This is a genomic window from Rhodoferax sp. GW821-FHT09E07, from assembly GCF_059416145.1.
On sequence record NZ_JBWKOP010000005.1, the window covers coordinates 1 to 14,191 of the forward strand.

Annotated in this window: 15 protein-coding genes; 10 read left to right on the plus strand and 5 right to left on the minus strand. The window is 63.5% G+C overall.

Features of this window, described 5'->3' with window-relative positions:
- On the minus strand, positions 1-884 hold an 884-nt coding region (locus AC07OE_RS10385; protein ID WP_495070495.1), incomplete at its 3' end, for a Tar ligand binding domain-containing protein.
- A gap of 38 nt (positions 885-922) precedes the next feature.
- Positions 923-1,945, minus strand: a complete 1,023-nt coding sequence (locus tag AC07OE_RS10390) for an aldose 1-epimerase (protein WP_495070496.1) — start codon at positions 1,943-1,945, stop codon at positions 923-925.
- 176 nt (positions 1,946-2,121) lie between these two features.
- On the opposite strand from AC07OE_RS10390, the gene AC07OE_RS10395 reads away from it, so the two are divergent.
- From AC07OE_RS10395 to AC07OE_RS10420, 6 genes are all read left to right on the plus strand, one after another.
- The gene (locus AC07OE_RS10395; protein ID WP_495070497.1) at positions 2,122-3,183 is read left to right on the plus strand and encodes a LacI family DNA-binding transcriptional regulator; all 1,062 of its coding nucleotides are present in this window, start codon (positions 2,122-2,124) and stop codon (positions 3,181-3,183) included.
- Positions 3,184-3,294: 111 nt separating this feature from the next.
- Positions 3,295-4,260 carry an ABC transporter substrate-binding protein gene (locus tag AC07OE_RS10400; RefSeq protein WP_495070498.1) on the plus strand — a complete coding sequence of 322 codons (966 nt, stop codon included), beginning with the start codon at positions 3,295-3,297 and terminating at the stop codon, positions 4,258-4,260.
- A 141-nt stretch (positions 4,261-4,401) separates the two neighbouring features.
- Positions 4,402-5,928, plus strand: a complete 1,527-nt coding sequence (locus AC07OE_RS10405) for a sugar ABC transporter ATP-binding protein (RefSeq protein WP_495070907.1) — start codon at positions 4,402-4,404, stop codon at positions 5,926-5,928.
- Positions 5,921-6,871, plus strand: coding sequence for an ABC transporter permease (locus AC07OE_RS10410; protein ID WP_495070499.1), 951 nt, complete (start codon positions 5,921-5,923; stop codon positions 6,869-6,871). The genes AC07OE_RS10405 and AC07OE_RS10410 overlap by 8 nt, the downstream gene beginning before the upstream one ends.
- Positions 6,871-7,812: an ABC transporter permease gene (locus AC07OE_RS10415; protein ID WP_495070500.1), complete on the plus strand. Its 942-nt coding sequence runs from the start codon at positions 6,871-6,873 to the stop codon at positions 7,810-7,812. The genes AC07OE_RS10410 and AC07OE_RS10415 overlap by 1 nt, the downstream gene beginning before the upstream one ends.
- Positions 7,813-7,884: 72 nt before the next feature.
- Positions 7,885-8,451, plus strand: coding sequence for a PKD domain-containing protein (locus tag AC07OE_RS10420; protein ID WP_495070501.1), 567 nt, complete (start codon positions 7,885-7,887; stop codon positions 8,449-8,451).
- 30 nt (positions 8,452-8,481) lie between these two features.
- Here the strand turns inward: AC07OE_RS10420 and AC07OE_RS10425 are convergent, their stop codons facing one another.
- Together AC07OE_RS10425 and AC07OE_RS10430 are read right to left on the minus strand one after the other, a co-directional pair.
- The gene (locus AC07OE_RS10425; RefSeq protein ID WP_495070502.1) at positions 8,482-9,372 is read right to left on the minus strand and encodes a class II glutamine amidotransferase; all 891 of its coding nucleotides are present in this window, start codon (positions 9,370-9,372) and stop codon (positions 8,482-8,484) included.
- A 63-nt stretch (positions 9,373-9,435) separates the two neighbouring features.
- Positions 9,436-9,627: a 4-oxalocrotonate tautomerase gene (locus tag AC07OE_RS10430; RefSeq protein ID WP_477888431.1), complete on the minus strand. Its 192-nt coding sequence runs from the start codon at positions 9,625-9,627 to the stop codon at positions 9,436-9,438.
- 72 nt (positions 9,628-9,699) lie between these two features.
- Here AC07OE_RS10430 and AC07OE_RS10435 point away from each other — a divergent pair, with 72 nt between their 5' ends.
- From AC07OE_RS10435 to AC07OE_RS10445, 3 genes are all read left to right on the plus strand, one after another.
- Positions 9,700-11,199 carry a glycosyltransferase family 39 protein gene (locus AC07OE_RS10435; RefSeq protein ID WP_495070503.1) on the plus strand — a complete coding sequence of 500 codons (1,500 nt, stop codon included), beginning with the start codon at positions 9,700-9,702 and terminating at the stop codon, positions 11,197-11,199.
- An 8-nt stretch (positions 11,200-11,207) separates the two neighbouring features.
- Positions 11,208-12,011, plus strand: coding sequence for a phosphatase PAP2 family protein (locus tag AC07OE_RS10440; protein ID WP_495070504.1), 804 nt, complete (start codon positions 11,208-11,210; stop codon positions 12,009-12,011).
- A gap of 87 nt (positions 12,012-12,098) precedes the next feature.
- A complete protein-coding gene (locus AC07OE_RS10445; RefSeq protein ID WP_495070505.1) occupies positions 12,099-12,950 on the plus strand; it encodes an NAD-dependent epimerase/dehydratase family protein in 852 nt (283 codons plus the stop codon).
- Here AC07OE_RS10445 and AC07OE_RS10450 read toward each other — a convergent pair.
- Positions 12,931-13,599, minus strand: coding sequence for a phosphatase PAP2 family protein (locus tag AC07OE_RS10450; RefSeq protein ID WP_495070506.1), 669 nt, complete (start codon positions 13,597-13,599; stop codon positions 12,931-12,933). The genes AC07OE_RS10445 and AC07OE_RS10450 overlap by 20 nt on opposite strands.
- Positions 13,600-13,703: 104 nt before the next feature.
- Here AC07OE_RS10450 and AC07OE_RS10455 point away from each other — a divergent pair, with 104 nt between their 5' ends.
- Entirely contained in the window at positions 13,704-14,177 is a 474-nt protein-coding gene (locus AC07OE_RS10455; protein ID WP_495070507.1) for a hypothetical protein, read from the plus strand.
- The last annotated feature ends 14 nt before the right edge of the window (positions 14,178-14,191 follow it).

Here is a 14,191-nt window from a genome sequence, read left to right on the forward strand (position 1 = left end):
CTGGCTTGTTGTTCAGTGCGGGCACTCAGATCATGGTTGCCTTGGGCGATCTCGGCGCTGGCCGTGGCGACCGATTCGCTGCCTTGGCGCACGCTGGCAACCACGGCCAGCAGGCTGGTCTGCATGGCCTGCAGCTCAGCCATGAGGCTGGTGCGGTCACCCGGTTGCAGCGGAATCGCCACGCTCAAATCACCGCTACCCACACGGTGGGCCACCACGGCCGCCTCGTGCGGCTCGGCGCCCAGCTGGCGGCTGATGGACCGTGCCATGGCCAAACCAAACAGGGCGGCAAACACCATGCCGCCCACGATGGCTGCAATCGACACGGCGCGGATGGTGGCGTAGCGCGCCACTTCGTCGGTGTATTCCTTTTGCGCCTCTTGCAACTGCAGCCGGCTCAGTGCGTCAATGCCTTGTTTAACCGGCGTGTACAGCGGCGGAATCACTTCCACCACGATCTGCTTCACCGCATTGAAGTCGGTGGCGCGCAAGGCGGCCACGGCGGGGGCTAGGCCCTTTTGCACAAACTTCTGGTTGTCTTCCACAAAGGTCTGGGCCAGCTTGCTTTCCTCCGCGCTCAGGCCCGTGGCCATGTAGGTCTTGAGCACATCGGCAATGGCCGCGTTGTTGGTTTCCACCGTGGTGGCGCTGGATGCAATCATCTCGGGTGTGGGCATGATCCAGGCAATCGAGATGGCGAGCCGGTTGGCGTTGAGCATGGAGTCTATGGACCCCAGCTGCCCCGCGGGCACGGTGCGACCTTCGTACACGGCCCTCAGCGCAGCATTGGATTTGCCGATGCCGTAGAGGCCCAGGCTGCCCACGCCTATGAGCACCACGGACACGATGCCGACCAGCAGCATGAGGCGGGTTGCAATTTTCATCCAACGGTCTCCTTGTCGTTATGGGGAAAGCAGGGTGGCTAGCGGGCAGGCTCCGCGGCTTGGGGTTGCAGACGCAGGCTGCCGCGCAGGGTCTGGCCGGGTTCCAGCACATTGCCGCCGGCGTCGCGTTCGGCCGTGTCGGGTGCGCTGTGCCGCAGGTTGAACCAGTCCGTGCAGTTGGAGACCGGCTCCATGCAGAAGATGGCCTGGTCCTGCGGGCAGTAGAGGACGAAGTAGTCCATGGGCGCGGTGGCCTCCATGCGCAGGCGGTCGCCATTGGGCCACTGCACCTCGGCTTGCCGGCCGAAGCCCGTGAAGTTGTTGTCCAGGTTGAAGTCGCGCAGCAGCATGCCGTGCTGCAGGGCCTGCACGGTGGGGTGGTTGATCGCTACGTGCGTGGGCAGCAGATCGGTATCGCTCTCCCACATGCCGGTGACCTGGGTTTGTACCCGCGTGCCCCCACCGGCCTTGTCGTGCGGCAGGTAGGGGTGGTGCCCCATGTCGGCTGGCATGCGCTCTTGGCCCAGGTTGGTGATATCCATGTCGATGCGCAGGCCCTGGTCGTCCAGCGTGTAGGTCTGTGTGGCGGCAAAGGCGAATGGCCATCCGCCCGAGCCGTCGTAGGCCATGCGTAGGCGGATGTGGGACTGGGAGCGCGCTGCAATGTCCCAGGCCGTGGTCCAGCCCAGGCCGTGGATGGCATGCGGCCCCAGGCCCGGGTGGGGCTGCAGCTGGATGCTACGGCCTTCAAACACGAAATGCCCGTTGCGGATGCGGTTGGCCCAGGGGATCAGCGGAAAGCTGGACATCAGGAGCGGGTCTGCGGTGGCCAGGCCCTTGGGGCTGGCGGGGCGCAGCCAGTGGCGGCGCTCGCCCGTGGTGGGGTGTACTGAGAACAGGCTGGCCAGCGAGCCCCCAATGTCGGGGACCACTTCTGCGCGCAGGTCGCCCCATTGCAGCAGTTGCAGTGCTGGCGTTCCGCGCGGGCGGGTGTTTGCGGGCGTGGCGGTGCCCGTCGGCGGTTGTTGGCTGGCTGGCTCCAGCGCGACCTTGTGCTGCATCGTGTCTCCAGGCGCCTCCTGCATGGCGGGGTGGGCGGCTCTTATGATTTAATGAATGAATGCGGGAAGCGCTTGCATTATTAATCATAAAAATGTAAATCCATACTTTATTAGTAATGAATACACCAAAAAAGAGACTTTCAGGCTCGGTTTCCACGTCCGCCAAACGGGCGACGATGACCGACATCGCGACCCTGGCGGGGGTGTCGCAGTCCACCGTGTCCCTGGTGCTCAATGCCATGACGGGCGCCAAGCTGTCGGAAGAAACCCGGCAGAAGGTGCTGCGGGTGGCTGGCGAGTTGGGCTACCGCCTGCCCGAGGGGCGCAAGGCCGCCAGTGCTGCCGCGCCGGGCCGAGTGGCACAGTCGGCGGCGGCGCCCGCGGTGCGCGATGGACGCAAGCTGCTGCTCTATCTGGTGGATGAGATTTCGACCAGCCCGCACCCTGTGATTTCGGTGGACGGTGCCAAGGATGAAGCCTGGAGCCAGGGCGCACTGGTGTCGGTGTTTGCCACCCGTTCCAAGCAAGACATCGAGTCCGCGGTGCTGGAGGCCATGCTGGCCAACCCCATGCTGGTGGGCGTGATCTACTCCACCATCTTTACGCGCCAGGCGATGCCACCCTCCGAGCTGGGCAACGTACCCACGGTGCTGCTGAACTGTTACACGCCCGAGGCCGGCGAGCCGCGGTTTTCCTCGGTGGTTCCCTCGGAGGTGGTGGGGGGCTACACCGCCACCGAGTACCTGATCAAGGCCGGTCACAAGCGCATTGGTTTCATCAACGGTGAGCCCTGGATGGATGCGGCCAAAGACCGTTTCAAGGGCTACCGCCGCGCGCTGGCCAGCGCCGACATTGCCTTCAACCCCGCCCTGGTGCGCGAGGGCGATTGGCAGGTGGCCACGGGTTTTGACTGCACGCTGTCGCTCATGAAAAGCGAGGCCCCGCCTACCGCCATCTTCTGCGCCAATGACTTGATGGCCGTGGGCTGTCTGGAGGCTCTGCAAGAGCTGGGGCTGCATGCGCCGGCCGATGTGTCGGTGATTGGCTATGACGACCAAGAAATCTCGCGCCACACCCGACCACCGCTAACCACGCTGGTGTTGCCCAACTATGAAATGGGTCGCTTGGCGGTGGAGCTGTTGTTGGACGAGGCGACGGGCGGGCCGCAGCGCAAGCGCCGTATCAAGGTCGATGTGCAACTGGTGGAGCGGGAGACCGTCGGGCCGCCGAAAAATTAATTCATATTAGTAATAACACCAATAGAAAAATTATTAATTCGCCGTACGATTCCTCTTGTCTTCAATCGAAATGGTTCGGAGGCTCTGTTTAACTACCAACAAAGAGGAATCATGCGCTTCAACTACACACTTCTCGCACTGGCGCTGGCCGCGGCCAGTTTCTCGGCCTCCGCGGCAGATGCCCCCAAAGTCCCTCAGAAGGCTTCCTACAAAGTGGGTTTTGCCCAAACCGAAAGCAACAACCCCTGGCGCTTGGCTGAAACCAAGAGCTTCATGGACGTGGCTGCCAAGTGCGGCTGGCAAGTGGTGACTACCGATGCCGGCGGCTCTGCCGCCAAGCAAGTGGCCGACATCGACTCCCTGATCGCCCAAAAGGTCGACCTGTTGGTGTTCCCTCCCCGTGAAGACAAGCCCCTGATTCCCGCGGTGATGAAGGCCAAGAAGGCCGGTATCCCCGTGATCCTGGTTGACCGTGACGTGGACCACAAACTGGCCAAGCCTGGCGTGGACTACATCACCTTCATCGGTTCCGACTTCATCGACCAAGGCCGTCGCGCTGCGCAAGCCCTGGTGAAAGCCACCGGCGGCAAGGCCAACATCATTGAACTCGAAGGCAGCACCGGCGCTTCCGCCGCGACTGATCGCAAGAAGGGCTTTGACGACGAAATCGCCAAGAACCCCGGCATGAAGATCGTGGCTTCGCAATCTGGTGACTTCAACCGTGACAAGGGCCGCCAACTGGCGCAAACCCTGCTGCAAGCCCACCCTGAAGCCAATGCGGTCTACGGCCACAACGACGAAATGGCCGTTGGCGCAATCACCGCCATCGAAGCTGCCGGCAAGGTTGCAGGTAAGGACATCTTCGTGGTCTCCATCGACGGCCAACGCAATGCGCTGGAAGCCATCATTGCCGGCAAGATGGTTGCCACCGTGCAGTCCTCGCCTTACTTTGGCCCCATCAGCTGCAAGACTGCCCAGGCTTCTGCCAAGGGCGAGAAGATCCCTACTTGGGTGAAGGTGGAAGACAAGATCTATGACATCAGCAATGCTGCCAAGGATCTCGCCGAAGGCTTCTGATCCTGAGTCTCCGCACTAAGGTTGTTTGACGTCATGGCGGCGCCAGTTTCTGGCGCCGCCATGTGCACTAGTTGACCCGGCATTTGTTGCCCATCCAGGAACCAGACCACTGTGAACTCCGCCAGCGAGCCGCTGCTGTCCATGCAGGGCATCCACAAATATTTTGCCGGCGTACCCGCCTTGCGCGATGCGTCCCTGCAGCTGTATGCCGGGGAAGTGCATGCCCTGATCGGGCAAAACGGCGCGGGCAAGTCCACCATGATCAAGGTCGTGACCGGCGCCTATGCGCTGGACGGCCCCCAGGACCGCGGACAGATCCGCTTTGATGGCGCCCCCGTGCGCTTCCGGTCTCCCAAGCAGGCGCGCGAAAGCGGCGTCAGCACTATTTACCAGGAAATCAACCTAGTGCCTTTTGCCTCCGTGGCAGAGAACATTTTTTTGGGGCGCGAACCGCGCCGCTTCGGCCTCATCGATTGGGCCCGCGTTCACCGCGAGGCCGAGCAGGTCGTGGCCTCCGTTGGGCTGTCGGTGGATGTGCGCAAGCCTGTCTCCAGCCTGTCCACCGCCTCGCAGCAGATGGTCGCCATTGCGCGCGCCGTGTCGGTGGGCGCCAAGCTGGTCATCATGGACGAGTCCACCTCCAGCCTGGACGACCGCGAGGTCGAGGTGCTTTTCGGTGTGATCCGCAAGCTCAAGCAGGACGGCCGTGCCGTCGTGTTTGTCTCCCACCGTCTGGACGAGCTCTACGCCATCTGCGACCGCGTGACCGTGATGCGCGACGGCCAGACCGTGCACGTGTCACCCATGGCCGATATCTCCAAGCTGGACCTGGTGACCACCATGCTGGGCAAGGAACTGTCGGTGGCGCATGGCAAGCTGGCCGCCGCGGCCGATGCCGGCCCGCGCGCAGACCTGCTGGGCGTGGAGTCCCTGCATGTGGCGCCGCGCCTGCGCGGCATCTCGCTCAATGTGGGTGCGGGCGAAACCGTGGGCCTGGCCGGCCTGCTGGGCTCCGGCCGCACCGAGACCATGCGCGCTGTGTTCGGCGCTGACCGGCCCGATTCCGGCGGCCTGCGGTTTGAGCAGCAGCGTGTGGATTTCAACGACCCAGCCGATGCGATTGCCAAGGGCATCGCCTACCTGTCGGAAGACCGCAAGATCGAGGGCATCTTCCCCGACCTCTCGGTGCGCGAGAACATGACCATGGTGATGCTGCCGCAGCTGGCGCGCCTGGGGGTGGTGGACCGTGCGGCGCAGCTGAAGATCGTGGACGATTTCATCGCGCGCCTGGGCATCAAAACCTCTGGCCCTGAGCAGCCCATACGCGAGCTGTCGGGCGGCAACCAGCAAAAGGTGTTGCTGGCACGTTGGCTGGCCCTGTCACCGCGGCTGCTGTTGCTGGACGAGCCCACACGCGGTATCGACGTGGGGGCCAAGGCTGATATTGCGAATCTGATCCATGGCCTGGCAGCCACCGGGGTGGGCATTCTGATGTCCGCCTCCGAGCTCGAAGAACTGGTCAGCATGAGCGACCGCGTGGTGGTGATCCGTGACGGCGCGAGCATTGCCGAGTTGCGCGGTGACGATCTGAGCGAGCACGCCATCATGTCCGCCATCGCCGAAGGGCGGGGCGCGGACTCTGCGCAGGAGGGTGCTGTGCATGTCTAAAGTTTCTTCAGGAGCGCGTGTGCGTCATTGGCTGGTTCAAGGCGGGGCGCTGCTGGCGCTGGCGCTGTTGGTGGTGTTTAACCTGTTGTTCACCGAGAGTTTTCTGTCCCTGCAAACCCTGAACGTGAATCTGACCCAGGTCACCACCATCGTGATCGTGGGCGTTGGCATGACGCTGGTGATTGCGACGGGCGGCATTGACCTGTCCGTGGGGGCCCTGATGGCGATTGCTGGCACGCTGGCACCGCTGATCTTTCAGGCCATGCCCGGTGGCGGCGGTCTGGTCGCCAGCATCGTGATTCCGATCGCGGTGGCCGCGGCCTGCGGCTGCTTCAACGGCTGGCTGGTCAGCGGCTTTGGCATCCAGCCCATTGTGGCGACGCTGGTGCTGTTCATTGCGGGCCGCGGTGTGGCGCAGGTTCTGACCAACGGCAACCTGCAGAGCTTTGACAACCCGGGCTTTGCCGTGCTGGGCAAGGGCCAGTTGTTGGGCGTGCCGGTGCAGGTGCTGCTGATGCTGGTGATCGTGGGCCTCGCATCGTGGGTGTTGCGGCACACGGTGTTTGGCCGCTTCATCGTGGCCACGGGTGGCAACGAGAAGGCCGCACGCCTGACCGGCATTCCGGCGGTGCGCATCAAAGTACTGGTGTATGCGCTTTGCGGTGCACTGGCCGGTCTGGCGGGGCTCATCACGGTGTCCATCAATTCCTCGTCCGATGCCAACCAGAACGGCTTGGGGATGGAGCTGGATGCGATTGCCGCGACGGCTGTGGGCGGCACGCTGCTCAGCGGCGGGCGGGCCCGTATTTTCGGCACCCTGATCGGGGCCCTGATCATTCAGCTGATGCGCTATACCCTGCTGGCGCACGGCGTACCGGACGCGGCGGCCATGGTGGCCAAGGCCGCCATCATTGTTGTGGCTGTGTGGGTGCAAAAGAAGTGATGAAAAACAAAGAACTCATTGGCGTGTCCGTCGTGGTGGCACTGCTGTTTTTGTTTGGCGCGCTGCGTTACGAGAATTTCTTCAGTGCCTACAACCTGCTGGAATTCGGCCGCTACAACACCATGTTCGCGCTGATCTCCATCGGCATGGCCTTTGTCATCATGACCGGTGGTATCGACCTGTCGGTGGGCACGGTGGCCGCACTGGGCTCGGTGGTGTCTGCATTGCTATCGCCGCACAACGCGTGGCTGGCGGTGGCGGCTGGCACACTGGCGGGTAGCGCCTGTGGCTTGGTGAACGGCCTGGTGATCACGCGTCTGCGCATCCAGCCCTTCATCGCCACGCTGGCGATGACGCTGGCAGCCCACGGCCTGGCCTTGCTGCTGGCCGACAACCAGGCCGTGTCGCCCTCGTATGACACTGGCTTTACCGACTTTGGCCAGGGTGACTGGCTTGGCATCCCGGTGCCCATGTGGGTGCTGCTGCTGGTGCTGATCCTGGCGGGCGTGGCCCATATGTACACCGCGTTTGGCCGCCACACGCTGGCCATTGGCGGCAGCGAAGAAGCCTCCAAGCTCATGGGGCTGAACGTGAACCGCAAGCTGTTGCTGGTGTATGTGTTGTCGGGTACGCTGGCCGGCCTGGCGGGTGTGTTCCTCGCCGCCCAAGGCTCAGGCCAGCCCAACGAGGGCATGGGCTGGGACCTGTTCGCCATCTCCGCGGTGGTGGTGGGGGGTACGCTGCTCAGTGGTGGTGCGGGTTCCATTGCCGCCACTATGGTGGGCGTGGTGCTGCTGGGTTTGATCTTCAACCTGCTGAACTTCGAGAACGGTCTGGGTCAGTTCACGCTGTCCTCCTATTGGCAATCCGTGGTGCGCGGTGTCTTTCTTCTTGTGGTGGTGGTCATTCAAGCGCGGTTGCTGAAGAAGCGCCAGTACTAAGCTGGAAGTGTGTGTGGCAGACGGCCGCCAGCCTTCGTGGTAGCCTTCTGTTTCATTTCCAAGGAGCCCACCATGCGTTTTTCTACCCTTTGTGCCACCGTTGCCACCCTCTCGTGTTTCGCCCTGAGCGCGCAGGCGCAGGTGCTGGGCGGCATTACTGCAAGCCCCATGGCTGCCAAAGTGGGCGAGCCGGTGACAGTCACTGCCACCATTGACGTTATCAACGGCAACTACTGCGGCTTTGTGGTGGGCTTTGGAGATGGCACACAGCAGGACGCTGTGAGCGATGTGAGCAACGCCACACCCTTGGTACTCACCCACACCTATGCCAAGGCCGGTGGCTACCATGTGACCCTGGGCGGCAAGAATGTGCAAAACCACCCGAACTGCTCGGGCCAGGAAAAGGCCGTGGACATTACGGTGGCGGGCCCCGTCGCTCCGGCCAAGCCTGTTCCATTGAAACCGGCCGATGTCTGCGCCAAGGGTTGGAAGCTGTCTGGCAAGCTCAACGCCAAGACCGGGTCCTTCACCTGTGCCGCCAAGGCTGGTACGGCACTGCCTGCCGAAAAACCCGTGTGCAAGGGCGACCTGAGCTACTTTGAGAACACCAAGAAAGGCCAGTACGGCTGCAAGCCCTGAGGGCTGGCGGGCCAGTGGCCCGCTGCATCTTTACACCGCAGCAGGGGCTGCCAGGGCTGAGGCTCTGGCAGCCTCTTCTGCTTCGCGCTGGGCCGCAGCGGCTGCCGCGGCGGCAATCAGCGTGGCTTTGCATACCTTGCGGGTGAGAGGCTGGCCATCCACAAAGGCGTGAAGTTCGCCTGCCTCCATGGCCACCCAGGCCTCGTTGGTGGTGAGTGGCTCGGTCACCACAATCACCAGCCGGTCATCGGGGCCGTTGAGCTGGGACAGGTCTACCGTCACATCTTCGTCCTTGAGCTGCACTTCGCTGAACGGGTGCTGACGCACCACGTAGCAAAGCTTGGTACTCGCATGTGCCCACAGGGCCTGGCCGTTGCTCAGCAAGAAGTTGAAGGTGCCGTGCCGCGCAATCTTGGGCACCAGCTCGGCCAGGGTCTGGGTCAGTTCTTCGACCGAAGGCACCGAGGCGTGCGATTTGTTGAGTTCCTGCAGCAGCCAGCAAAACGCCAGCTCGCTGTCGGTGGTGCCTACGGGTTTGAAACTGCCGTGCAACGGCGGGTTGAATTCCTTGAGGTCACCGTTGTGGGCAAACACCCAATAGCGGCCCCAGAGTTCACGGGTAAAGGGGTGGCAGTTTTCCAGCGTGACCGCGCCCACCGTGGCCTTGCGCACATGGGCCACCACATTGTGGCTCTTGATGGGGTAGGACTTGAGCATCTTCGCAATGGGCGAGGTGGATGCGCTTTCCTTGTCCACAAAATGCCGTGCCGCTTTGCCGGGCAGGTCGCCCTCGCTCTCGAAGAAGGCAATGCCCCAGCCATCTGCGTGGTGGTCGGTACAGCCGCCGCGCTGTGAAAAGCCGGTGAAGCTCAGCGTCAGGCTGGCCGGCAAATGGCTGTTCATCCCAAGCAGTTGGCACATGGAAACAGTGTACTCCGGGGTGGTGGCTGGGGGCGGCTGGCGCTATGCGAAATCTGTCTGTGCTTATGCGCGGGGCTCGCTCCAGAACTTGCCGCCCGTCGCCCAGTTGTCGCGCTTGACGTCCACGAAGATGATGTCCACTGCCTCGGGCGAGCAGCCCAGGGTTTCAACGGTGACGCGGGTCACTTCGTCCACGAGCTTTTTCTTTTGCTCCTGGGTGCGGCCTTCCAGCAGTTCAACATGGTAGGTGGGCATGGGGTTCCTTGGTGTGGGGAATAGAAGGCGCAGATTAGACTGCGGGGGTTTCCATTTTCCTCTGACTTCCCCTTGCAAATTTTGTTCCCGCCCCATGCCGGTGCCCGTGCAGGCCATGTGCTGTGGGCTGTGTTCGCCCTGCACGCCCTGTTGGGCGCGGCCCTAGGCCTCTCGGTGGACGAGGCGCACTACCTGCTGTATGCCACCCACCCGGCGCTGAGCTACTTTGACCACCCGCCTCTGGTGGGCTGGCTGCAATGGCCCTTGGTCACTATGGGCGCGCCAGTGGCCGCACTGCGCCTGCTGCCCGGCCTGCTATGGCTGGCCACGGTATGGGGTGTATACCGGTTGACGCTGCGCATCTTCGCCCCCAGCCCCATGGCACCGCAGGCTGCGCTCGCGGCCGTATGGGCGCTGGCGCTGGCGCCGCTGCTGCATATCCTGGGCATAGGGCTCTTGCCCGACACCTTGCTCATGGCACTGACCGTGGCGCTGATGTGGCAGACCTGGGCCCTGGTGCAATCCCCCACTGCCGGTACCCCCGGCGCCTGGTTGTTGCTGGGCGGACTGCTGGGGCTGGCGGGGTTGTCCAAATACACCGCCGTGTTCACCGCAGTGGCGGTGGGCGTTTGCCTGCTCGCCGCACATGGCATGGCCGTGCTGCGCAAGCCCTGGTTGTGGGCGGCACTGGCGCTGGCGGTGCTCGTGGTGGTGCCGGTGGCGGTGTGGAATGCGCAGAACGGCTGGATCTCGTTCACCTATCAGGTGGCACACGGCAAGGGCAGCGTCTGGCACGTGCAGCACGTGCTGCGCTTCCTGTTGACGCAGCTGTTGGCCTATGGTCCGCTGTTGCTGCTGGGCTGGGTGGGTTGGCGGCGCAGCACGGGGCAGGCCGTTTGGTTGTTGCTGTTTTTTGCGCTGCCGTTTGCCATCTTTACCTACCTGTCCGGTGGAGGCTCCAGCTTGCCGCACTGGACCGCGCCCGCCTGGGTGGCCTTGGCCCCATTCGCGGGCTGGGGCGTGGCCACTGGGTGGCAGGCAGGGCGCCGCTGGGCAATTGTGGGGTTGGCTGGGCTGCAGGCACTGGCCTGTGTGGCACTGCTGGGGCTGATGCTTAGCGCGGGCTGGCCGCTGGTGGCGGGCAGCGCCGCGGCTGTGGCACCGCAGCCCAACCCGTTTGCCGATCTGCATGGATGGCAGGCCGCAGGGACCCGCGCCCAAGCCCTGGCCGCCCAGCAGCAACTGAACAGTGTGGCCGTGCAGAACTGGACGCTGGCCAGCCGCCTGGGCTGGTATGCACGACCGTTGCCCGTGCATGTGCTCGAAGATGGGCTGAGCCAGTTCAGCCTGTGGGCCGGAGACCTGCCCGTGGGGGGCAACACGTTGCTGGTGGACTGGTCCTACATGGCGTACGAGGTACCCGCGGCGCCGCATGGCTTTGCCAGCTGTACGTTGCTGGACACGCTGCACACCAGCCACTGGGGTATGCCACTGGCCAGTTTCCGTTTCTACGATTGCCGTGGCTGGTCCGGTGCGCCCCAACCACGCCTTACACTCGCGCCCACCTCTTGAACCTGCCCATGTTTGCTCCCCCTCCTTTGCCCCATGCCCTCAGCAGCCCGGTTGCCCGCTGGGTGTGGTGGTTGCCGCTGGTGCTGTTCGTGGTGGGCGCGCCGCTGTGGTTGCAGGTGTGGGAACCCGCGATGTTCATCGCTATCAACCAGTGGTGTGCGCCGGTGGCTGCGCCGGTATGGACGGGCTTGTCGCTGCTGGGCAATGGTTGGGGCATTCTGGGCGTCACGGCGCCGCTGCTGGTGCTGGCGCCGCGCCTGATGTGGGCCTGGCTGTGCGCCGCCCCGTTTGCGATCCTGTTTGCACGCACGGGCAAGTTTTTCATTGAAAGCCCGCGCCCCGCTGCCGTGGTGGACAACAGCCAGATGCGCGTGGTGGGCGAGCTGTTGCACAACGTTTCCATGCCGTCGGGCCACACGCTGACCGCATTCGCAGTGGCGGCCGGCATCTTCTTCGCGCTCACCCCCGTGCAGCGCCGCCGCCATGCCTGGCTGTGGCTGCTGGCCATGGGTACGGGTCTGTCACGCATTGCCGTGGGCGCGCACTGGCCCGGCGATGTGGCCGTGGGAGCCAGCCTGGGCCTGCTGTCGGGCCTGCTCGGCCACCAGCTGTGGATGCGGCTGGACCCGCGCCACTATGTGCCCACCGCCTGGAGCCTGCGTCTGGTCGCCGCCCTGGTGGCGCTGGCGGTTTTTCACCTGCTGACCGAAGAGCTGGACTTTGCCGAGAACCAGCCCGCGCAGTGGGGGCTGGCGGCGGTGGCCGTGTTGAGCCTGCTGGTCTTCGTGCGTCAGAATCTTCAAAGGAAATAGGGTACTAGCCCCCGTCCATATTGCGCGAGTAGCTCCTGTTTTGATAGTGACTTGAGCCTGGCGCCCGCAACCACTACCATCCGTTGTATGAAAATTCTCGTCACAGGCGGCACCGGTGCCGTCGGCAAATACGTAGTCGACGATCTGGTGCACCACGATTACCAGGTCGGTGTCCTGGATCTTTCCGCCCCTGCACGCAGCGACGTGGTGCACCACGCGGTAGACGTGCTGCAGCTGGACGCGGTGGTGCAAGCCATGGCGGGCTATGACGCGGTCATGCATGTGGCGGGCATTCCGCACCCGCTGAACGACCCGGCCAAACGCGTGTTCGACGTGAATGTGAACGGCACCTTCAATGTGCTGGAGGCTGCGGCCCAGCATGGCATTGGCAAGGTGGTGTTCACCTCCAGCGAATCGACCATGGGTTTTGCGTTTGCCACGCACCGGCTCGCACCGCTCTACATTCCCGTGGACGAAGCCCACGCCGCACGCCCGCAAGACCCCTATGGCCTGAGCAAGGTGGTGAGCGAACAGATCTGCAAGACCTACACCGAGCGCTATGGCATGCGCACCGTGTGCCTGCGCATGCCCTGGGTCTGGCTGCCCGACGATGCGCAGCGCCCCTTCTACCGGACACTGGTGGCCGAGTACGCCAACTGGTACAAGAACCTCTGGACCTTTGTGGATGCGCGCGATGTGGCCACGGCCCACCGCCTGGCGCTGGAAGTGGAGTTGGAGAACAAGCACGAGGCCTTCTTCATCACCGGCCCGCACAACTGGACCGGCCAGGACGGCCGCAAGTTGCTGGCCGAATTCTGGCCCGAGGTGACCGAGTTCGCACCGGGCTTTGCGGGCACCGACCCGCTGATCTCGCATGCCAAGGCGGCGCGCCTCTTGGGCTACGCGCCGCGCTACGGCGTCAAGGACGTGCTGGGCTGACGGGTGCGGCTGCTGGCCGCTGCTGGTGCAGGTGGTGCCGTGCAAAGGGCTTGCCCTGGCCGGAGACCAGCAGCGCCAGGCGCACTTCAATGTCGTGGGTAGGCAGGTAGGTGGCGGTCGAGGTGTTCAGTGCCAGCAGCAACACCAGCGGCGCCACTTTGCTGGCCCAGTGGGTCAAGGCCAGCGGCGCCAGCTGGCGCACTGTGGGCCAGCTGACCGCAGCGCCCAGAATCCAGCCCGCCACCACTTCGCTCACGCTGTGCGCGTGGACTGCTACCCGGGAGATGCCCACCACCAGCGCCAGCAATCCGCCCAAAGCTGCGCCACCGCCACGCGCTTGCAGCGCGGGCCAGGGAATGCCGCGTAACAGCACCGGAAGGATGCTGGTGGCCAAGAGCGTGTGGCCGCTCACGCCCGTGAAATCCAGCGCCGCAATGCCAATGCCCCAGCCAAAGAACAGGCACTTGCTCACCACCGTGATGCCGACTGCCGCCACCAAGCGCAGCAGGTAGCGCCGCGCCGCATCGTGTGCGCCAGATTCCCACATGCCACCGAGCACCAGCAGCAACGCCGGGAGCAGCAAGCTGGAGGCACCCATGTGGGTCAGGATCCACCAGGCGTGTGCAGGCGGCAAATGGGCGTCGGGCATGGGAAATGTTGCGGTGCAAGAACTGGCGTCAGTGTAGCCGCGGCTTTGTTGGGGCATTCCGCCTAAACTTGAACGCGCTCTTGAGGTGCAACCTGAGATCACAAATGCCGCTACAACCAGTCCAGTTTGACCAAATTCTCTACGTCAGAAAACGTGTGACCCGTGCGGGTGTCTACACGGATTTTGGGTTCGTCGCCCAATCTGTTGCTTACAAAGGCGCAACTATTCCGGGAAGGCAAGACATTGCCGTCGGGCAGTCCGTGGTGGCGGTACTTCGAAAAAAAGGAAATTGGTCAACGCTGGTTGGATGGTTTGACAACGACACCGGGAAATTGGTGGGTCCTGATATGTCCGATCTTGGTTTGAGGACTTTCCTGATTTGTTCAATGAGTAGCGTGGTTGCTTTCGAATTGCTATGGGTTTACGCACACGCCGCGCCTAGTGGTGGGCCAGCGGCAGGCTTGGCCATACTGTGCGGCGCGGTTGCGGTGTTTGCCTTCTACGACTTTTATGAAACCCGAAAAGCGTGGAATGAATTGGTCGCTCGTTTTCCCACCGCCCCTCAAAACGTAGAGTGATGTGGCGCACTGCG

Coding starts and splice junctions, on each gene's coding strand:
- AC07OE_RS10390 (WP_495070496.1), bottom strand. CDS start 1,945: ATGCAGCACAAGGTCGCGCTGGAGCCAGCCAGCCAACAACCGCCGACG.
- AC07OE_RS10395 (WP_495070497.1), top strand. CDS start 2,122: ATGACCGACATCGCGACCCTGGCGGGGGTGTCGCAGTCCACCGTGTCC.
- AC07OE_RS10400 (WP_495070498.1), top strand. CDS start 3,295: ATGCGCTTCAACTACACACTTCTCGCACTGGCGCTGGCCGCGGCCAGT.
- AC07OE_RS10405 (WP_495070907.1), top strand. CDS start 4,402: ATGCAGGGCATCCACAAATATTTTGCCGGCGTACCCGCCTTGCGCGAT.
- AC07OE_RS10410 (WP_495070499.1), top strand. CDS start 5,921: ATGTCTAAAGTTTCTTCAGGAGCGCGTGTGCGTCATTGGCTGGTTCAA.
- AC07OE_RS10415 (WP_495070500.1), top strand. CDS start 6,871: ATGAAAAACAAAGAACTCATTGGCGTGTCCGTCGTGGTGGCACTGCTG.
- AC07OE_RS10420 (WP_495070501.1), top strand. CDS start 7,885: ATGCGTTTTTCTACCCTTTGTGCCACCGTTGCCACCCTCTCGTGTTTC.
- AC07OE_RS10425 (WP_495070502.1), bottom strand. CDS start 9,372: ATGTGCCAACTGCTTGGGATGAACAGCCATTTGCCGGCCAGCCTGACG.
- AC07OE_RS10430 (WP_477888431.1), bottom strand. CDS start 9,627: ATGCCCACCTACCATGTTGAACTGCTGGAAGGCCGCACCCAGGAGCAA.
- AC07OE_RS10440 (WP_495070504.1), top strand. CDS start 11,208: ATGTTTGCTCCCCCTCCTTTGCCCCATGCCCTCAGCAGCCCGGTTGCC.
- AC07OE_RS10445 (WP_495070505.1), top strand. CDS start 12,099: ATGAAAATTCTCGTCACAGGCGGCACCGGTGCCGTCGGCAAATACGTA.
- AC07OE_RS10450 (WP_495070506.1), bottom strand. CDS start 13,599: ATGCCCGACGCCCATTTGCCGCCTGCACACGCCTGGTGGATCCTGACC.
- AC07OE_RS10455 (WP_495070507.1), top strand. CDS start 13,704: ATGCCGCTACAACCAGTCCAGTTTGACCAAATTCTCTACGTCAGAAAA.